Source organism: Nocardia gipuzkoensis, assembly GCF_021183645.1.
In the GTDB taxonomy this organism is placed as follows: domain Bacteria; phylum Actinomycetota; class Actinomycetes; order Mycobacteriales; family Mycobacteriaceae; genus Nocardia; species Nocardia abscessus.
Map to the genome: position 1 here is coordinate 7,042,950 of NZ_CP089225.1, position 18,650 is coordinate 7,061,599.

Annotated in this window: 13 protein-coding genes and 3 pseudogenes; 4 read left to right on the forward strand and 12 right to left on the reverse strand. The window is 67.8% G+C overall.

Annotation, left to right across the window (positions count from 1 at the left end; genetic code table 11):
* Positions 1-51: 51 nt before the first annotated feature.
* Both LTT66_RS32175 and LTT66_RS32180 read right to left on the reverse strand, forming a co-directional pair.
* Positions 52-657, reverse strand: coding sequence for a universal stress protein (locus LTT66_RS32175; protein ID WP_233069470.1), 606 nt, complete (start codon positions 655-657; stop codon positions 52-54).
* A gap of 115 nt (positions 658-772) precedes the next feature.
* Positions 773-1,459, reverse strand: a pseudogene (locus tag LTT66_RS32180) (DUF4389 domain-containing protein); the annotation flags it as partial.
* 431 nt (positions 1,460-1,890) lie between these two features.
* On the opposite strand from LTT66_RS32180, the gene LTT66_RS32185 reads away from it, so the two are divergent.
* Positions 1,891-2,838: a universal stress protein gene (locus tag LTT66_RS32185; protein ID WP_233062283.1), complete on the forward strand. Its 948-nt coding sequence runs from the start codon at positions 1,891-1,893 to the stop codon at positions 2,836-2,838.
* Positions 2,839-2,931: 93 nt separating this feature from the next.
* Here LTT66_RS32185 and LTT66_RS32190 read toward each other — a convergent pair.
* The 3 genes and pseudogenes from LTT66_RS32190 to LTT66_RS32200 all read right to left on the reverse strand — a co-directional run bounded on the left by LTT66_RS32190 (position 2,932) and on the right by LTT66_RS32200 (position 5,887).
* Positions 2,932-4,513 (reverse strand): annotated as a pseudogene (locus LTT66_RS32190) (SulP family inorganic anion transporter).
* Between the two features lie 44 nt (positions 4,514-4,557).
* A pseudogene (locus LTT66_RS32195) lies at positions 4,558-4,828 on the reverse strand (ArsR/SmtB family transcription factor); the annotation flags it as partial.
* A 255-nt stretch (positions 4,829-5,083) separates the two neighbouring features.
* Positions 5,084-5,887: a ribosome hibernation promotion factor gene (locus LTT66_RS32200; protein WP_233062284.1), complete on the reverse strand. Its 804-nt coding sequence runs from the start codon at positions 5,885-5,887 to the stop codon at positions 5,084-5,086.
* 526 nt (positions 5,888-6,413) lie between these two features.
* Here LTT66_RS32200 and LTT66_RS32205 point away from each other — a divergent pair.
* Positions 6,414-6,761 carry a hypothetical protein gene (locus tag LTT66_RS32205; protein ID WP_233062285.1) on the forward strand — a complete coding sequence of 116 codons (348 nt, stop codon included), beginning with the start codon at positions 6,414-6,416 and terminating at the stop codon, positions 6,759-6,761.
* A 99-nt stretch (positions 6,762-6,860) separates the two neighbouring features.
* Here the strand turns inward: LTT66_RS32205 and LTT66_RS32210 are convergent, their stop codons facing one another.
* The 3 genes from LTT66_RS32210 to LTT66_RS32220 form a co-directional block, all read right to left on the reverse strand.
* Positions 6,861-9,263: a lysylphosphatidylglycerol synthase domain-containing protein gene (locus tag LTT66_RS32210; RefSeq protein WP_233062286.1), complete on the reverse strand. Its 2,403-nt coding sequence runs from the start codon at positions 9,261-9,263 to the stop codon at positions 6,861-6,863.
* A gap of 135 nt (positions 9,264-9,398) precedes the next feature.
* A complete protein-coding gene (locus tag LTT66_RS32215; protein ID WP_233062287.1) occupies positions 9,399-10,100 on the reverse strand; it encodes a phosphatase PAP2 family protein in 702 nt (233 codons plus the stop codon).
* A gap of 295 nt (positions 10,101-10,395) precedes the next feature.
* Positions 10,396-10,575: a hypothetical protein gene (locus tag LTT66_RS32220; RefSeq protein ID WP_233062288.1), complete on the reverse strand. Its 180-nt coding sequence runs from the start codon at positions 10,573-10,575 to the stop codon at positions 10,396-10,398.
* A 213-nt stretch (positions 10,576-10,788) separates the two neighbouring features.
* On the opposite strand from LTT66_RS32220, the gene LTT66_RS32225 reads away from it, so the two are divergent.
* Positions 10,789-13,152 carry a heavy metal translocating P-type ATPase gene (locus tag LTT66_RS32225; protein WP_233069471.1) on the forward strand — a complete coding sequence of 788 codons (2,364 nt, stop codon included), beginning with the start codon at positions 10,789-10,791 and terminating at the stop codon, positions 13,150-13,152.
* 253 nt (positions 13,153-13,405) lie between these two features.
* Here the strand turns inward: LTT66_RS32225 and LTT66_RS32230 are convergent, their stop codons facing one another.
* From LTT66_RS32230 to LTT66_RS32245, 4 genes are all read right to left on the reverse strand, one after another.
* A complete protein-coding gene (locus LTT66_RS32230) occupies positions 13,406-15,073 on the reverse strand; it encodes an MFS transporter (RefSeq protein WP_233062289.1) in 1,668 nt (555 codons plus the stop codon).
* The gene (locus tag LTT66_RS32235; RefSeq protein ID WP_233062290.1) at positions 15,070-16,473 is read right to left on the reverse strand and encodes a wax ester/triacylglycerol synthase family O-acyltransferase; all 1,404 of its coding nucleotides are present in this window, start codon (positions 16,471-16,473) and stop codon (positions 15,070-15,072) included. Before LTT66_RS32235 ends, LTT66_RS32230 begins: the two co-directional genes overlap by 4 nt.
* Positions 16,474-16,556: 83 nt before the next feature.
* Entirely contained in the window at positions 16,557-17,420 is an 864-nt protein-coding gene (locus LTT66_RS32240; protein WP_233062291.1) for a universal stress protein, read from the reverse strand.
* Between the two features lie 109 nt (positions 17,421-17,529).
* On the reverse strand, positions 17,530-17,859 hold the full coding sequence (locus LTT66_RS32245) for a hypothetical protein (protein WP_233062292.1): 330 nt from the start codon (positions 17,857-17,859) through the stop codon (positions 17,530-17,532).
* Between the two features lie 410 nt (positions 17,860-18,269).
* On the opposite strand from LTT66_RS32245, the gene LTT66_RS32250 reads away from it, so the two are divergent.
* The gene (locus tag LTT66_RS32250) at positions 18,270-18,548 is read left to right on the forward strand and encodes a DUF1918 domain-containing protein (RefSeq protein ID WP_233062293.1); all 279 of its coding nucleotides are present in this window, start codon (positions 18,270-18,272) and stop codon (positions 18,546-18,548) included.
* Positions 18,549-18,650 lie beyond the last annotated feature (102 nt).

Genomic DNA, 18,650 nt, shown 5'->3' on the forward strand with positions numbered 1-18,650 from the left:
AGACGCCACCTGTGGTGTGATGCGGCCGAATACCGATTCCACGCCGACAGGTCAGCGGTCACCGACTGTTCCGAAGGCGGGATGCCGAACCGGCCCTCGGGCGCAGCTGTACAGATCACTGCCGGCGAATGCCATTCCCAGGGCGAGTTCGCCGCAGCGCGACCCGTCCACGCCCACCACGATCGGGCACTGCGGCGAACGCGCAACCGATTCCTCGACACCGGGTACGACAGCCACCGGAGATCTGGCATGTCTGATCAGCCCGATCCCGACCGACCCGAGCACCACCCGCTCGAAGGCGCCCAGCCCGCGAGCCCCGACCACCAGAAGCTGGGCATTCGCGGATCGACCGACCAGCGCGGATACCGGCGATGACGACTCGACGAAGGTTTCGACCACGATCGCGCCGGCGGACCCGGCGACCTCCTGCACGATGCTGCGTCCAGCGCTGAGCACGGAATCGCCCGCTTTGCGCAATCCGCTCGTGTCGAACAACAGTCGGCCGAGCACCGGCACAGCATCGGCCGGAACGCCGATCGCGTGGATCAGATGCAACGGCGCGTTACGCCGAGCGGCTGCCACGGCTGCCCAACGGACCGCGGCGAACGAGGCCGCTGAACCGTCGACGCCCACGACGATAGGACGAACGGCACGCATGGTCACGACAAGGCCGCCTCTCGGATCGCAGGCCTTCTCACGCGCTAGAACGTTAGCTGACCGGTGCACTTGCCGAACTCGACGCTATCGGACGAGCCCCAGGCCGTCGGGCCGCTCAGCCTCTGCTCTGCCCTGCGGAGCTGCGGGAGGTACGCGGATCGACCGGTTCGCGTGGGCCCTGATCGAGGCGGAACGGCGGGTACTCGTCTCGCATCAGCGCCGCATAGGCCAGCACCCGGTACAGCCAGCGGTTGATGCCGACGACGAAGTCGAACAACTGGCGTGGGTACCGGCCGGTGACCAGCAGGGCGACCGCGGCGATGAGTACGAGCACGCCGATCAGCGGGATAGCGGCAGGGCTGTCGCCGTCGTCGCCCGCGAGCACTATCGAACCGCCCCACATCGCTGTGACCACGAGGTAGTGCGGTATGGCCAGCAGCCACCACTTCACCAGCACAAGGCCACGAGACAAACGTTCCGGATAGTCGACCTGGATTTCAGCGGGATATCCGGTGGGGCGCAGAGTGAACGGGGGGTACCGGTCGGTGCCGAGCGCGGCATAAGTGTAGAACTGCACCCGCCACGACCACCGCATCACACCGACGGTGAAGTCGAAGATCCTTCGCGGATATCGGCCGGTGAGCAAGATCGCCACTCCAGCTACCACGGTGAGCACGAGGAATGCGATCCACAGGAAGAACAGGACGACGTAGTGGGGGATCGCCAGCAGCCACTTCAGCAGCCAAAGCCAGCGCGACAGCGGCTCTTCCAGGTCGCCACGCAGGTATACCGGATAGGCGGACGCGGCGTCGGAGTCCCGCCCGGCCGTGCTTGTGCTTTCGAGATTCATGGTCGACGCTCCTTATCGCGTCATGGGGCGAGCGCCGAAATGGACGCCCGTCACAGAATGTTCGAATTGCCGCGAATTCGGTGTCTCTCTGACCGGAAGTTCCGCAGAGTCGCACGCAGGACGACAACTTGGCGGGTCAACCATGGCGGAGGGGATGCCAGCGGCCATGACCGACAGCCTGGCGGGAAATTCGCTTCCGGGCGAGAGTCCTTGGGCCCGGACGTCGAGGGACCTGCGCGTCGCCTTCTTCTGTTTGCCTGATGGCCTTTCGTCCCTGTCTTCGAGGCCGATAAGCCGCATTCGCGGCTGCGGTGAGGCTCATACCGTTGAAGTGAGCGTCCCGGCTGGGCGCTACACGATCACATGGGCTCAGGAGGCATGCCATGACACAGCGGCGATTCGACGATCCGCATCACCTCGCCACGGCGAAGGTCATCGTCGGTGTGGACGGTTCGGACGGGTCGTGGGCCGCTGTCCGGTGGGCGGCGCGGTTCGCGGCCGAGCGCGGACGTCAGCTCGAGATCCTGCACGGCATGGATCTGGTGGGCACCAGTTGGGTACTGGGCGACTACGAAGTCGTCATTCCCTCGGTGATCGATGCGGTACGCGAACAAGGTAAGGACGTGGTCGCGCGGGCCGAACGCCTGGCCCGCGAGACCGCGCCCGGACTGCGTGTCTCGACTCGGGTGTCCACCGACACCGGTAGGGAACTGTTGATCGAGCACAGCGCGGAGGCGTATGCGGTCGTGATCGGTGCGACCGGCAACGCGGGCACATTCACCCATCTGGGTTCCACGCTGCTGGCGGTGACCGCTCACGCGCACGGCACGGTGGTGGTCGTTCGCACCGGCCCCGACGCCGGCGACGCGACGCGGGTCTCGGGTCCGGTGGTTGTGGGCGTGGACGGCAGCGCGGTCGGTGAAGCGGCGATCGCCGCGGCGTTCGCCGAAGCGGCCGAGCGTGGGGCCGAGTTGGTCGCCGTGCATGTCTGGAGTGATTGGGACTTGGGCCGGTTCGCCGGGCACACCAGCTTGGGTGAGCTCGACTTGGACACTGTGGAGCGGGCGGTTCTCGCCGAGCGTCTCGCGGGTTGGCAGGAGAAGTTCCCGCAAGTCCGGGTCGTCCGGAAGGTCGAGGTGTCCGCGCCGGGGCCGCATCTGCTGGACTGGTCGAAGGTGGCGCAGTTGCTGGTCGTGGGCAGCCGCGGACGCGGTGGGTTCGCGAGCATGCTCCTGGGTTCGACGGCCAACACTCTGGTGCAGCACGCGTCGTGCCCGGTGATGGTCGTCCATCCACACGATGATCAGCGGGGCAGTGGCCACCGCCGCTGAACTCGGCGCGGCCCCGTCCAGCCGACCTGCTCGCCGCCGAGGCGGCCGACCGCGGCCCGGTGGGTCCGTGGTGGTGAGGGCCGGGTGGTGTCATCAGCAGTGGTTCTCGGCCACGCTGGGTAGGCGGCTGCGGGCGTGGGCGATGGCATCGGGGGTGTGATCGAAGATCTCGCTGTCACGGCCAGCCGGGAGAGCGCCGATCGCGGCCAACCGCCGCTTATGGTCGTCGCGCAGCCCGGACATGAGCACGGTGATGTGGCGATGTGCGAGTTTTCCGATCGCGTCTTTGAGTACGAGGGCGCCGGTGGTGTCGAGGGCGGTGATATGGGACATGCGCAGGATGACGATGTGGACGTCGGATACCTCGGCCAGTTCCAGGAGGAAAAGGTGGGCGGCGGCGAAGAACAGGGGCCCGTCGATGCGGTAGGCCACGATGTGATCGCCCAGCAGCCGGTGTTCTTCGGCCAGGTGGTCGGAGCCAAAGGCGAGGTGTTCGAGCGGGATCTGCTGTAGCCGGGCTTCTTTCGCGACGGCCCGCAGGGCGAGCATTACCGCGATGCCGACACCCACCGCGACCGCGGTGACCAGGTCCATGGCGACGGTGACGCAGAACGTGATCGCCATGATCGCCGCGTCGCCTTTCGATGCGCGGGCGATGGCCACCAGTGACGCTGTTTCGATCATCCGCACCGTGGTGGCCAGTAGGACACCCGCCAGCGCGGCCAGCGGGATATCGGCAACCAAGGGCGCGGCCAGGTAGACGATCGCGGCCAGTACGACAGCATGGGTCAGCGCGGCAAGACTGGTGCGGGCACCGGACCGGTGAGATTGGCCAGTCCTTGGCCGAGCAGTTCCCGGTCGGGTTTGTGACGGGTGCCGACGGCCATCGCGTCCGCCGCGGTGGCCGACAGCAGCGATTCCAGCGCGGCGACCGCGAGCGCGGGTCAGATCAGGGCGTCGATCTGATCGAGTTGCACGAATCCGAGAGTGGGGGCGGCCAGTCCGGCGGGGATCTCGCCGATCGGGGTGAGGTCCAGGTGGAACGCATGCGCCGCGGCGGTGGCGGCGGCCACCGCGATCAGCGCGACCGGCAGTTTCGCCAGGTACCGGCCGCCGGAAAGCACGATCGCCGCGTCCAGCAGGGTCATCGCGAGCGTCACAGTGTGTGGATGCGCGATGTATTGCGGCACCGCGTCGAGGGCCGATTGCCACACCTTGTCACCTTCGGCGTGCGTGATGCCGAGAGCGGACGGGAACTGTTGCAGGGCGATGACGATGGCGATCCCGGCGGTGAATCCCTCGATCACTGGGGCAGGCATATACCGCACCGCCTAGCCGACCCCGACCAGTGCGAGGGCTATCAGCACGAGACCGGCCATCATCCCCACGGCCAGAACCCCGCCGCCGCCGTGCTGATGAAAGATCGGCACCAAGACCACGGTCATAGCCCCGGTCGGTCCCGACACCTGGAACCGGGATCCGCCGAATACCGCCGCCACCGCGCCCGCGGTGACCGCAGTCGCGAGGCCGGCGGCAGCACCCAGGCCGGAGCTGATGCCGAACCCCAGTCCCAGCGGTAGCGCGACCAGCGCGACCATGAGCCCCGACAGCAGATCGCGCCGGGTGCGCGGACGGCAGAGCTCCAGTCCGACCACGACGGCAGGAGCGCGCGCATGGTCATCGGGCGCGCGCGGCCCTCGCCAGTGCGGTGCGATCCGGTTACCCGGGTTGCTCGAGGGCTTCGACTTGGCCTGCGACGACGCCGGTGAGAATCGCGCGGGCGGTGGCGAGCAGTTCCGCGACCGCGGGGGTGGTGAGTTCGCAGGTGACCGACGAGCCCTCGCGTCGCGCGGCCACCAGGCCCCGCACGCCGCAGAATGGACAACTGCTGAGACAGGTTCGCCGCCTCCACGCCGATCTCGGTCAGCATCTCCGACACCGTGTGCTCGCGCTGGCTGAGCAATTCCAGAACGCGGATGCGCACAGGGTGGGGTCGGACATCTTTCTGTCGATGGGAGCAGGGACGATGGTCGAAACCTGCTCGGGCAGCCGAGCTACTCCGTCCGGCGATCTCGCGGTCGGCTCATGGCGATCGCCAGCAGCGGGCAAGCCACAGCGACCTGAAGTACCAGGAGTGTGACGACCGGCAGGCCGGCCAAGACCAGCGCAGCGGCTCCGACAGCCGCCGCGAGCACATACCGCGGTGCGTGGCGGATGTCGAGCACACCTTGCCGTGACTCGGTTCTCATTGCTGTGTCGGCGGCGTGATCAAGCCGTAGTCGCCGTCGTAGCGGTGATAGAGCACGCTGCCTCGATTCGACGACCGGTCGCAGAAGAAGACGAACGGCAGGCCGGTCAGCTCGAGACGCGCGACAGCGTCCTGGAGCGGAAGTATCGGAGCGGGTGTCGTGCTGACGGTGAACGGCACCGCACCGATGGTCACGAGTTCCGGGCGCGGCTGTACCTGCCCGAGTCGGTAACCGGTGGCGCCGGCGCGATACAGCACGCTGTCGGCGCCGGTGCCGGATTCGGTGAACAGGTGGAAGTCGTAATCCATGACCTCCATGTCGAAGGCTGCCTCGTCGCAGGTTTCCCCGACCAGCGCATAGGATTTGCGCCGCACGATCTGACGCTGCTCGGCAGCGCCATGAGCGCGCGGCAACGCGGCGCCGGGGGCGCCACCATGTCGCCATTCGCGCGGACGCAGACCGGGCCGCCCGCCGCGCACCGCTTCCCAATGCCGCGCAAGTCGCTCCAAACGCGCCTTCAACCGCGCGGCGAGCAGATCGATGGCCTCCCGAGTGGTGGCGGCAGCGACCTGGACTCGGACCGGTCGGCCGTTCATGTTCACGTTCGCCTGCGCGACGATCGGGCGCGCCACCGCCGGGTCGGCGTGCCCGGTCAGCCGGACCCGCACCCCGTCCAGCGGTTCGGACGCGTAATCCAGCGCCCGGGCGATCTTCTCGCGCGCGTAGTCGGCTGCCGCGGCAGAGACATGGTGTCCGATCGATATCCGTAGTGCCGCGTTCGTCGCGGTGGCTTTGTTCATGCGACCGACTCTGGCACCGCTCGGGCGGCGTCGAGAGGGCCGAAAGTCCCGTCCCGGGTCTGCCGATGGGCCACTTCCTGCCTGCGTGGATCACCCACGGCCCCGCCGGCGATGACGGCAGTGGCCGACGACGCGGCCGGGTGCCATCGCGCCGAGATAGTCACAAGCGCCGGGAAGCCGCTCGACCAGCCGCGGTCATGGACTTCTGACCCTGGCGTCGCTGTCGATGATCGTGCTGATGTCGACGCATGCGTGTGGTGTCTGCGGTGTCGCCTCGGGTAGCGGCGCGAGTGTATCGCCGATTGGGAGCGTATTTCCTGCTCGCCTTTGTGCTGTCGTGGCTGTGGCTGGTGCCGATGCTCCTGGCGAGCGAAGTCGTCCGCCCCGGCGCGGGATGGGCGACGCATTTCCCAGCCTTGGTCGGACCGGCTGTCGCCGCGTTCATTACGGCCGCTTGGTTCGACGGGCGGTCTGGTCTCGTCGCGCTGGTTCGGCGGATGACGCGGCTGCGGGTCCGATTGCGTCGGTGGTCTCCACCGCTATCGTCGCGGCTGGATGGGCCATCTGGCACGTGCCGTTGTTCGCCGTGGTCGAGTCGTTCCGCGAGTTCATCGCCGTTACCGTCATCGGGTGGCTGCTCGGGCTGTTCTGCAGTGCGATCTTCTCGACCTGGCTGTACAACCGCACCGGTGGCAGCGTGGCCGTGGTTGCCGTCTGGCGCGCCTGCTACAACATGGTCTCGGCGCCGAGAGCTGCCGAGGGAGTGATGGCGGCGGCGGTCACCACGATGGAGATGGTCACCGCCGCCGCACTGCTCATCACAGAGGTCCGCCGGACAGCCAAGGGTTCGCCGTCGGTGCTGGGGGCTGCATAACGGAGTCGGCTGCCCCAGCGGCCACGCCGCAGGCGCAATACCGGAGGTGGTCGTGTTTGTCCCTCGGGTTGCGGAGGACGATCATCGAGCGACTCGGCGTCACAGGATGTGGTGGCGCTGGAGGAAGCGGAAGGCGAAGAAGCCGGCGGCGGCTGGGAGCCAGAACGTGGCTATGCGGTAGGCGAGGACGCCCGCTACGGCGGGTGCGCTCGCTACGCCTCCGACCATCAGTCCCGCGACCAGGGATGCCTCTACGACACCGAGACCGGAGGGCGTCGGGCTGGCGGCACCGAGTGCTTGCCCGCCGAGAAAGACTGCCGCAACCAAGGCGGCGGAAGGGCTTCCGCCGAAAGCGCACACCGCGAATCCCAGCGCCGCGATGTAACCGATGTTGGCGCCCACTTGCCCACCGAGCAGGAGCGCCGCACGTTTGGGTGTGCGCAAGACGTCGGTTATCGAGCGGGCGGTACTGCGGATCTGCGTCAGCCAATCCGGGCGGCGCAGCAGTACGGCGATGGCCGTGCCGAGTGCGGTCATGACCGCGATGAAACCGATGAGCACGCTCCAGCGGCTCGGCAGTGCCGACGACAGCAGTATCCGGGTGCTACCGAGCCATACTCCGACTCCCGCCAGTTCCAGGACGTGCAGCAGCGCGCCCGAAGTGACCGTCAGCCCGATCACGGCGATGGCGGTGGTCCGCGGCAGCCCGCAGCTCTCCAGATAGCGTTCGTTGACGGCGGCGCCGCCTAGGCCATAGGGCGCCAGCCGGTTCGCGAACGAGGTCGCCAACTGAACGATCATGGTGCGACCGAAGGCGAGGGCGCGGGGGCTGGCGCCCATGAACGTCAGCGATGCTGCGGCGTAGGTTGTCAGCGACATCGCCAGTGCGCCCGCGAGCCATTGCCACTGTGCGTCGTCCAAGGTGGCGACCAGTTGGCCGAGCTGACCGATCTGGGGCAACAGCACATAGGTCGCGAATACGGTGGCAGCGATCCAGCCGAGGGTGCGCCAGCGGAACCGCAACAGCACCTCCGGTCGGGCGGGGTCGGCGTCGATGGCGTCACCGACCGCGGTGCGCAGCTCGTCGAGCAGGCCGTGGCGGTGCCGGGCGGCGGAGCGGGTGGCCGAGGCGAGTGCGAGTGGTTGCAGTAGCGGCGCGGCGCCTTTCAGCGCGTCCGGGCCGAGAATTTCCTGTGCAGTTGCCACCGCCCGCTCGGTGCCGACCTTCAAGCTCATCGACACCAGCATTTCGGCGACGTCGGCGTCGAGCCGGTGGTCGGAGGCGGCGGACTCACCGAAGCCGAAGTCGACGATCCACGGGGTCGCGTGCTCGTCGAGCAGGATGTTGGCCAAGCGCAGATCGCGGTGCGCGATACGGGCGGCTCGCAGTCGCGCGATCTGGGACCAGACTTCGCACAACACCTCATCGGAGATGGAACCCGAACAGCGCGCGAGATCACGACCGGGAATTCGCGTTTCGGCGATCCAGGCGTCACCGTTGCTGGCAACACCAACCGAAACAACTGTCGGAGTGCGGACTCCGGCGCGCTGTGCGAGCAGGGCGATGAACGCCTCGTGCTCGGCTTCTTGCTTCGGGGTCGCGAAGGGTGACTCGTCTTCTATCTCGCGATAGATGATGTGGCGGAACAGCTTGAACAACAGGTCCGAGTTGCGTTCGTGGTATCCGATCACTTTCACGAACAATTCGGTGGTTTGCCCGGAGATATCCGCAGTGACCAAGAACGGCCGTGAGCCACGTGCATCGAGTACGGCGGGCTGCACCCGGATCGGGTTCCATCCGGTCGCGGCGAGTGCCTCGCGGAGCACGGGGGCCTCGGCACGGTGCACCGGTGCGCCCCAGATCAGATGCAGCGCGGCGGCAATCGTCCACCCGAGCGCCGCGCCGCCGACGACATCGAGCACCAGATGCGCCCCGACGAAGACGCGGGATGCGGCGACCACCCCCGCGGTCGCCCAAGCGATCCGCCGCCACGGTCGCGGCAGCCACGGGGCGGCTGCCGCCGCCATCGCCGCCGCGACCGCCGCGTGTCCGGAGACGAAGCCGAGCCCTCCTTGATGAGTCCGCAGAATCAACTCCTGCAGCAGCACGTCCGGACGTGCCCGCCCCACCAGAGATTTCACCTCGACAGCCAGCACGTAGGCCAGTACACCCGCCGCCGCGACGTCACGGGCCAGCTTGAAACGCCGGGTGACCAACGCGAGACCGGCGACAACACCGACAGCGCCGATCGCGCCGAGCTGCATCACCACCAGCACAACCGGCGCCACCCAGGAAGGCAGGTCGTTGATCACCCGGAACAGGTCCACCTCGAGCCGCGGGACCTCCGTGCGGCGAGCCAGCAGCGCCGAAACGCCAAGTGTCACAAGTCCCAGCACCAGCCGGACCACATCACCGGCGTGGCGGGTGAGCACGAGCGGATATGCCTTGTCATCGGCCGTGCTGGTGACCGGCGTGGAATCCCGGACTGTCTCGATGGTCATCGCCCTCATCCTTCGAGCTGATCCTCTCCGTGCGGAGAGCTCGTGCGAGAAACGGTCCCAGGTAATGTTGCCCGCGGGGAGGGGATATCGGCTTCGGGACGGACGACCAAGTGCCCGAGATGATTTCACCTCGGATCATGTCGCATGACCCCGGACGCCCACGATCAGATTGAGCAGCGCCCCGAGGGCGATGCCGGCAGCGGCGCCACCCAGCACGTCGACTGGGGTGTGGGCGCCGAGGTAGATCCGTGCCGTGGCGGCCAGGATCGCGATCGCCAGTGCCGCGGCCCGCTGGACGCGGCTTGCGTACGGGCCGAGCAAAGTCACGATCCCGAAAAGCACCAGCGCGTGCCCGGAGGGGAACGCCAGCCCAGCGGTCGGCACATCACGCAGCACGGCGTCCGGCATGAGGGCGCCCGGCCTGCTGTGCGTGACCAGCGACTTCAGGATGTCGTGCTCGACAACCAGTTTTGCCGGAACAAGCAGCAGCAGCGCTACCGCCAGCCGAAACCTGCGCGCAGTCAGCGCAATTGCCGAGACTACGGCAGGCGCGCCGACCACACCGGCCAGTTGCATCAGCCACAGCGGCCGCGCCAGCCCATCGGGCAGGGTGTTGATCACGCGGAATAGCGTGTGATCGACACGATCGACGACGCCGGAGCCGCACGCCCACGCGAACGCCGCGGTCGCCGCCACACCGGCGATCGCGAGCCCGCAGTCCGCGCCGCGGCGGGCCGGGCCTCCCGGACTGCGGGCCGCGCCGCGTTCCAAGGCACTGAACCCGATCGGCGGACGACCCGAACGACGGCGCCGGCCGATACGGAACGAAGGCGTCATGATCCACTCCGCTGTCATGTCGCTGATGAATGTCTCGAAGTGTCCACTTCCTCAGCTGCCGACCAGAGTGATCGGAACGTTGGATCCTGTTACCGAGGACTCGCCGACTGCGATCTTGCTGTTCCGCGACACCGACTTGAAAGCAACAGTGCGAATCACCAAGGCATGGAAAGCCTGCGGTAGCGGGCTCGTGCTCGGAGATTCGAGCCAAGCGTGGCATCCCTACGATCAACGTGCCACCTGAAACGGATGCCTTGCAGCACAGCGTTTTTCGCGGCGATGGTCGATTGCCGGCTCACTTCCTGGGCAGGATCGTCGAGGGAGAGCCCTTCGGTGGCGACGACGTGTGCTCGCTTACCGCGTCGATGATCGCGGTCAGTAGATGCGGTTCGGAGAAGATGGTCCCGAGGGTGATCAGGATGCGCGGGGTTCCGGCGGGCGGCGGGTCGAGTTCGAGGGTAGGCACACTCGACATCGGTGTACTTGCGGTCGCAGCCAGAGGCGGGAGGAGGGCCAGCCCAGTCCGATTCCTGGGGAAGCGACTGCTCGATACCGGGGCTAATGGCACCTGAGTCCGGGAATAACGGCTCTGTCCAGGGCTGCGCGGATCGGGTGTCCTGAGGTGGTGAATCTGCTCACCGGCAGGGCTGGGTTCGGGAAGGAGCGGGGCGTGGCCGGAAAGAATTCGATGGTGCGGCGGTGGTCGCAACGGGTCGCTGGTCGGGTGGAGCCGGTGCTGGTGGCGGTCACCGTGGCCGCACTGCTGCTCGGGCTGATTCTGTGGCTGTTCGGGCTGCACGGGGTGGCTGAGGGAGCCTGGATCGCTGCGACGGTGGTAGCGGTCGTGCCCGCAGTGTGGTGGATGGTCGCCACCCTGCTGCGGGGTAGGGCCGGAGTCGACTTGATCGCGGTGTTGTCGCTGGTGGGCACGTTGCTGGTGCACGAGTACCTGGCCGGTGCGCTGATCGCGGTGATGTTGGCGACCGGTCGTGCGCTGGACGCGGCAGCCGAGCGCCGCGCCTCGCACGATCTGCGAGCCCTGCTCGAGCATGCGCCACGCTCGGCTCGCCGCCGCATCGGCGCCGAACTCAGTGTGATCGGCTTGGATGAGGTCGCCGTCGGCGATGTGCTGGTTGTGGTGCCCGGTGAGGTGGTGCCGGTCGACGGGCGGGTGCTCGACACCGTGGCCGTGCTGGACGAGTCGGTGCTGACCGGAGAACCGATGCAGGTCGAGCGCGGGACCGGGGAACCAGTGCGCAGTGGCGTCGTCAACGTCGGCGCCTCCTTCGAGATCCGTGCGACCGCGACCGCGTCGGAGAGCACCTACGCCGGAATCGTTCGGCTCGCTCGAGAGGCCGGCGCCGAGAACGCGCCAGTGGTCCGGTTGGCCGACCGGTACGCGGCCTGGTTTCTGCCCCTGACACTGCTGGTGGCCGGGGCGGCGTGGCTGATCAGCGGGTCGCTGGTGCGCGCGGTCGCGGTTCTGGTGGTGGCGACCCCGTGTCCGCTGTTGCTGGCCGCGCCGGTAGCTATCGTGTCCGGACTGTCGCGAGCCTCCCGCCAAGGAGTCGTGGTCCGCAGCGGCGGTGCGCTGGAAAATCTTGGGCGCGCGACCACTCTTGTGATGGATAAGACCGGGACTCTCACCGCGGGTCGCCCCGTGGTGGTGGAGGTCATCGCCGCCCCCGGCCGTGATGCTTCCGAGGTATTGCGCCTGGCCGCGTCGGTGGACCAGCTATCGCCTCATGTGCTGGCCGAGGCGATCGTCACCGAGGCGCTGGCCCGCGACTCGGCGCTGTCGCTGCCCACCGCTGTGATCGAACAGCCTGGCCGCGGCATATCCGGCACCGTCGACGGCCGCCATGTCGAGGTGGGCAAACTGCCCCGTACGGCGACCGGATCCCAGTGGGCGCGTGCGGTGGACAGCCGAGCGCGGTTGGACTCGGCGGCGATCGCTTGGATCGTCGTCGACAATGAGCTCTACGGGGCGGTTCTGCTGCGCGATCCGTTGCGGCGGCACGCGCCGCGCACGATACGAAGATTGCGTGAGGCGGGGCTGAACCGGCTGGTGATGCTGACCGGTGACCGTCTCGAACCGGCTCGTGAGGTCGCCGCCGTACTCGGCCTGGACGAGGTATGTGCGGGACAGAGCCCTGCGGACAAGGTTGCCGCTGTGCGTGGCGAGCGTGAGCGCGCGGTGACGGTCATGGTCGGCGACGGTGTCAACGATGCTCCCGCCCTGGCCGCCGCCAGCGTCGGCGTGGCGATGGGCGCACGCGGGTCCACCGCTTCCTCTGAGGCCGCCGACATCGTGCTCACCACCGACCGGCTAGACCGGCTCGCCGACGCCATGGACACCGCCCGCTGGTCACGCCACATCGCCGTGCAAAGCGCCGTCGCAGGGATGAGCCTGTCGTTGCTGGCGATGATCGTAGCCGCCGCCGGGCTGCTCCCGCCCGCCGCCGGGGCCCTACTGCAAGAGGGCATCGACGTGGCGGTGATCCTCAACGCGTTGCGTGCGCTGCGGGGCAGTCCGGCCACCCGAACAGAGATGGCCGCGGCAACCGAGAAACTCCTGCACCGCTTCGCAGGCGAACACGACGCGCTGCGCGAGATGCTCACGCTGTTGCGTGCCGCCGCCGACCAGCTCGCCACCAGAAACGATACCGCGGCCCTGGCCGCCGTCGAGGATGCCCACCGCTTCCTCGTGACCGATCTGCTGCCCCACGAACTGGCCGAGGAAACCCTCCTCTATCCCGCGCTGGCCGGCCCGCTGGGCAGCGCCGAGGCTACCGTGACGATGAGCCGCGCCCACGCCGAAATACAGCGGCTGGTCACCCGCATCGGCGCCCACCTCGACCGCGCGCACACCACCGGCGCCATCGCGGGCGACCAGATCGACGACCTGCTCGCTTGCCTCTACGGCCTGCACACGTTGCTGCAGCTGCACTTCCTGCAAGAAGAGGAGAACTACTTCACCCTCACCGACGACGAGGAACCCGAGAACGTCTCGGCCTCCCGCCGGTCTCGCCACGAACCCTTGCGGCGATAACGCCGTTGCCAGTGGAGAGGGTCTTTTTCGCTCCATCTCTCCGTTTCTCCGGAGACGCTTGAACCCGCACGTTTATGGCGGAACAGGCTGGTGGCACTCCGCCCGCGCCGAGCGGCACGGCGTCCAGATCGTGCGGACCCCGCACTTCGTCACGCTTGCCGGCAATCCGATCTTCGGTGTGGTCCTAGCGGAAGGTTCGGTATTGTCCGCTGATCTCGTGATCAATTGTGCTGGGGAAGCCCCGACATCGGGCTCAAGACCCCTCCTGGGGCGGCCCGGCGCGGCGTGAGTGATCGACCTCGATCGCGGGACCCGCTGCCGTTCCGCTCTCGGGATCGGCTGCGGAATGCTCGGACGCCGACCCGCCGCGTTCGGTGCCGCGACGCACGAGCAGCAGCGCCGCCACGGCCACGACGATCGGTAGGAAGCTGACGGTCAGCATGGTGAGCCGGAGGGCGTCCGCGAAGTCCACGTCGAGCCGCAGTCCGGCCGCTTGCCGCAGCAGGTTGGGATCGTAACCGGCGCTGCCGGGACTGTGTGCCGCCGCGCTGCGTGCGGCGTCGACGGCCCGCTCGGCGCCGGCGGTCGACAGTGCGCGGGAGTGCGCGTCCGCCAGCCATTCCTGCCGGAAGAAGATGCTCAGCAGCAGGAGGTACACGGTGGGACCCAGGGCATAGCCGGTCATCCCGGAGGCCAGCTGGACCGAAGCGACGGTACCGGCACGTCCGCGCGGTGCCTGTGACAGCACCATTTCGGATACCGAAGTCGCGGTGACCAGCGCGCCGAGATTGCACAGCCAAGTGGCCAGTACCAGCAACCACAGCGCCATCCTGGGACTGACGGTTCCCGCCATCAGTAATCCGCTCGCCGATAACAGCAACAGCCCGACGATCAATACCGGTCGTGGGCTGTAAGCGCCCACCAGGCGCCCGGCGAGGACAACGGCGCCCGCGATGAGCAGTGTGCCGGGCAGATACAGCGCGCCGATGGCCTCCGGCGACAGCGCCAGCACCTTGCCCCCGAACTGCCCGAGTGCGACCCCGAGGCCGGCGGACAGGAAGTTGAGGGTGAGCGCCGCCGCCAGCGCCACACTGAAAGTCGCGCTCCGGAACAGCGTCAAGTCCAAGGCGGGTTCGGGTGTACGCCGTTCATGAAGCGCGAACGCAGTCGCCGCCGCTGCGCTGAAGACGAAAGGCAGCCAGGTTTCCGGTCGCAACATCCCTTTTTGCGCGGCGGCGATGCCGACTACGAGGCCGAGCAACGCCGATCCGACCAAGGCCACGCCGATCACGTCGAGCCGAGGACGCTGGCGGGCGGGTGACTCCGGCACATAAACGGCGGTGAGCCACAGCGCGAGCAACGACAGCGACGGGGCGACCAAGAACAGCGACCGCCAGCCGACCGCGGTCACCATCCAACCCGTGAGTGCCGGGATCACACCGCACAAGATCATTTCCACCGCCATGAAGACACCGATGGCGCCGGGGCGCTTCTTCTCCGGTACCGACGTCTTCAGCAGGGCCAGCGGTACGCCGAGCAGCGCTGTCATCCCGAGACCGCCGAGTACACGCATCGCGAAGAGGTAGACGTAGCCGGGTGACAGCAGGGAGAGCAGGTCGGCGACCGTCACGATGCTCAGACCGATCATCAACAACCGCTTGAGCCCGAAGGCATCTGCGAGATTGCCCGCGGCGAGGACCGCAGCGGCCATCACCAGGGTCGCCGTTCCGCCGAGCACACCGGCGAGTTGCGGCGGCACGCGCAGGTCCCGGCTGACTTGCGGCAAGTTCAGGCTCAGCACGAGCGGGTCCAGCACGGTGATCGTGAAGGCCGAGGCGAGGCCGAGTATTACCGGCAGGTCGCGGCTGGTTACCTTGCTCGCCGGATCGCCGTCTGGTGCCGGTTGTCGTCGCGGACTCACTTCACGTGCCGTGATCGAGCGCCTGCGGCGCGGCCGAGGGCCGGTGGCGGTCGTCGTGAGAGCTGACGGTCGCGGGCATGGGCCAGCAGCACCGCGATCTCCGTCGTGATGCTCGATGACATCGTCTCGATGTCGGGCGTCGTGTCGTAGTCACCGGTGATGCCGAAAGTCAGCCGGTCGAGGTAGCTGAGGATCGCGATGGTCGTGCGAACCCGCATGGCGATCGGAATGCAGGGCCACAGCTCGAGCACCCTCCGGCCGCCGAGTGTCAAGCGGTGCCGGGGGCCGGGGATGTTCGTCGCCAGTGCGACGACGCCACGCTGCGGAAAGGACACTGCCAGCCGGAATACTTCGGCCACGATCCCGAACGGCAGCCGCCGGGAGAAGGAGAGCACCGATTTCTCGGCATCGGCTTCCCCGCGGGCTCGGTGCCTCCCGATCTGCTCGTGGACCGCGAGCAGGCGCTCCACGGGCTGGTCGAGTTCGATCGGCAGATGAGTGATCACCGCCGAGACACGGTTGTCGAGTACCCGTCTCGCCTCGGTCGTTCGTGTCGAGACCGGTACGACGACGCGCAGTTCGGCAGGGGCGGGATGCTCGCCGCGGCTGAGCAGCAATCGACGGTAGGCGGCGGCGATGGCGGCGACGGCGACGTCGTTGACGGTGACATCGAACGCCGTCGCTATCTCCCGCACCTGCGGGAGCATGGTTCGCGCCACCGTGTAGCGCCGCTGTTTCCCGATCGGGCCGTTGAGCGAGGACTCGCTTGCCGGCGCGATCGCCGCGTACAGCACTGGCGCCAGAGTGCGCACAGTTCCCACGGCGGCACGCGGGATGGCCACAGGTGCCTGAAGCGCCTTCTTCAGTAGGTTCAGCATCCCCGCACCCGAACGTCTCGCACCCGGCCTTCGACGCTCGCCGACGTCGATCGCGGCGGGGTCGCAGAAGCTTTCGAGCAGCGTGAGTTCGGAGATGCCGTCGACCATGGTGTGATGAGCCTTGAGGATCAGCACCCAGCGGTCCTCGGTCAACTGGTCGACAACGACCACTTCCCACAGCGGATGATCACGATCCAGCCGCTCGGTCAGCTCGGTCGCGATAAGCTCCCGTAACTCCTGCTCGCCGCCCGGTGCTGGTAAGGCTGTCCAGCGGATGTGATGGTGCAGATCGAAATTCGGGTCGTCTTCCCACACCGGCGCCTTGATGTCCCAGGGCACGCGCCGGACCCGCTGTCGCAGCCGTGCATGCCGTTCCAGTCCGCGATCCAGCCAGCCGCGCAGCTCGTCCCTGGACGGCGACGGCCCCTCCAGGAGCGCAACGGTTCCGATTCCGAGACTCACCCGGCGGTCGGTGTCTTCCATTTCCATGAAGCCCGTGTCCAGCGGGCCCAATTCGGTCATCGCGAACCTGTCCCGGCAGCATTGCTGAATGCTGCCTGTTTGCTGGAGCTACAAGAGAATCCTCCCGTGAAGAGGAACCGCGGTCAACTCGCCGACCTGGCGATGATCACCGGCACCTCGGCCGCGTGCAGGACGGCCTTACCGACCGAGCCGAGCATCATTCCGGAGAAACCGCCGCGACCGTGGCTGCCGACCACGATGACCTGGGATTTGTCGCCGAGCATGACAAGGCGATCGGCAGGACGGTCCTCGGTTACGACGCGGTGCACCGGAACCTCCGGATACTTCTCCCTGAACCCGGCGATGCTCCGGGCGAGCAGTTCTTCGCCTTTCTCCTGCATTTGCCCGGATGATTCGAAACGCAGGAACTCCGACCAGGTGTGCACTGCGACCAGTTCGACACCGCGGAAAGCGGCTTGGTCGAAGGCGATCTCGACGGCGTGCGCGCTGCTTCGTGAGCCGTCGACGCCGACCACTACCGGGCGGTTCGGCGCCGCGGGCGTTTCCGGGATGACCGCGACCGGGCAGGCGGCGTGCCGCGCCAAGGCGGTGCTCACCGAACCGAGAAGTCTCCGGCTGACCGCGCCGAGCCCGTGGGTGCCGACAACGAGCAGTCGCGCGGTTTTGGAGCGATCACTCAGGACCGGGATCGGAGGCATGTCCACCAGTTCGGTGCTGATGTCGAGTTCGGCGATCGACCCTGATTCGGCGATGGCGGTAGCGCGGGCGGTTTCGAGCGCGTCCAGTCCGCCTTGGCGGTAATTGTCGAAGTCGAACTGTCCGAGTTCGAAGCCCGACCCGAATTCACCGAGGTCACCGATCGCGTAGAGGAGGTGCAGCGGCACGTTGTGGCGAGCGGCGTCGACGGCGGCCCAGCGTATCGCCGCGAGCGCGACGGGCGATCCGTCGACGCCGACGAGAGTGGGAAGATTACCGATCCTGGACATCCGGTTCGCCTCTTTTCCGACTGGCGGCAACAAGTTCCGATTCCACCCCGGCGGAGGTGCGAGGGGCCGGGGCAACCTGCCGCGGGCGTCCGTGGACTGCCGCTACCGGCTACTGCGGAGCGGATGCGCTGGTGAGATGCTCGGCGATGAGGATGCGGTGGGCTTGCTGGGCCGCGTCGGCTCGGCGTCGATCGTCGATGTCGCTGCTCGGCAACTGTTCGAGCCCGCGGGCGAGAATCGCGATGGCGTCGCCGAGCAGCAGCACTCGGTGCTCCAGTTCCGCGAGCCGTTCGGCGACGGCATCCTCGAGCGCGACCCGGTGGACGCCCTCGGCGCCGGTTACGCCGCGCAACACCGAGCGCAGGCGCACCGGCAGCTCGGTGACGATCCGGCGCGCGAAGTGCACAGACGCTTCGAGTGAATCGCTCTGAGGGGACATGGCACCAGAGTCGTCCCGATGGCCCTGGCCCACTAGGGTCGGATGGCCCTCGCGGGGACGTCCGACGGCCTTTGTGGCGGTGTGGCCGCCGGGGCCGGTTTCGGCGGTGACAGTCCAGAGGAGTTCGTCGCCCTCCGCTTCGACGGTGGGGGGCGATCGGTGGTGCGGCGTACGCGTCGGTGTCGATGGCGAAGACCAGGCCAAGGTCGCGTGCCCGCCTGATGAGTCGGTCGTCGAGGTCGAGGCGGTCGGGGTGGGCGTTGATCTCCATGGCGGTTCCGGTCCGGGCGGCGGCGGAGAACACCGCATCGGCGTCGAACTCGATGGGTGGCCTGCGACCAATGGCCCTACCGCCGGTTTGCGGCAGATTGCGACGATGAGTCGGACGGGGGAGCAGAGGAGATTGTGCGATGCATGCGAAGGTAGGGGACTGGCTGGTAGTCGAAGGTCGCACACTCGGCGGCGCGGTCCGGCACGGTCTCATCGAGGAAGTGCACGGCAGCGACGGAATGCCACCTTACCTCGTGCACTGGACCGATACCGGCCATCGAGCGCTCACGTTTCCCGGACCGGACGCACATGTGGTAACCCGCGATGAACTACGCGCGCAGGAGGAAATCGCGGAAGCGCGTCTGTCCTCCCGGCACTATCGGGCGAGCCGATCTGCTGCGAAGTCGGGTGGCGCCTGAGTAGAGCCGCGCTACCAGGTGAACATACCCGGACTCCATTGCGCCGAGCGGTGATCGAATGGGCCAGCTCGTGGGCCAGCAGGGTCGCGCAGAACACGAAGG

Excerpts from the sequence above, each read along its gene's own strand:
- LTT66_RS32175 (WP_233069470.1), bottom strand. The coding sequence starts at position 657 with ATGCGTGCCGTTCGTCCTATCGTCGTGGGCGTCGACGGTTCAGCGGCC.
- LTT66_RS32185 (WP_233062283.1), top strand. The coding sequence starts at position 1,891 with ATGACACAGCGGCGATTCGACGATCCGCATCACCTCGCCACGGCGAAG.
- LTT66_RS32200 (WP_233062284.1), bottom strand. The coding sequence starts at position 5,887 with ATGAACAAAGCCACCGCGACGAACGCGGCACTACGGATATCGATCGGA.
- LTT66_RS32210 (WP_233062286.1), bottom strand. The coding sequence starts at position 9,263 with ATGACCATCGAGACAGTCCGGGATTCCACGCCGGTCACCAGCACGGCC.
- LTT66_RS32215 (WP_233062287.1), bottom strand. The coding sequence starts at position 10,100 with ATGACGCCTTCGTTCCGTATCGGCCGGCGCCGTCGTTCGGGTCGTCCG.
- LTT66_RS32220 (WP_233062288.1), bottom strand. The coding sequence starts at position 10,575 with ATGTCGAGTGTGCCTACCCTCGAACTCGACCCGCCGCCCGCCGGAACC.
- LTT66_RS32225 (WP_233069471.1), top strand. The coding sequence starts at position 10,789 with ATGGTGCGGCGGTGGTCGCAACGGGTCGCTGGTCGGGTGGAGCCGGTG.
- LTT66_RS32235 (WP_233062290.1), bottom strand. The coding sequence starts at position 16,473 with ATGACCGAATTGGGCCCGCTGGACACGGGCTTCATGGAAATGGAAGAC.
- LTT66_RS32240 (WP_233062291.1), bottom strand. The coding sequence starts at position 17,420 with ATGTCCAGGATCGGTAATCTTCCCACTCTCGTCGGCGTCGACGGATCG.
- LTT66_RS32245 (WP_233062292.1), bottom strand. The coding sequence starts at position 17,859 with ATGTCCCCTCAGAGCGATTCACTCGAAGCGTCTGTGCACTTCGCGCGC.
- LTT66_RS32250 (WP_233062293.1), top strand. The coding sequence starts at position 18,270 with ATGCATGCGAAGGTAGGGGACTGGCTGGTAGTCGAAGGTCGCACACTC.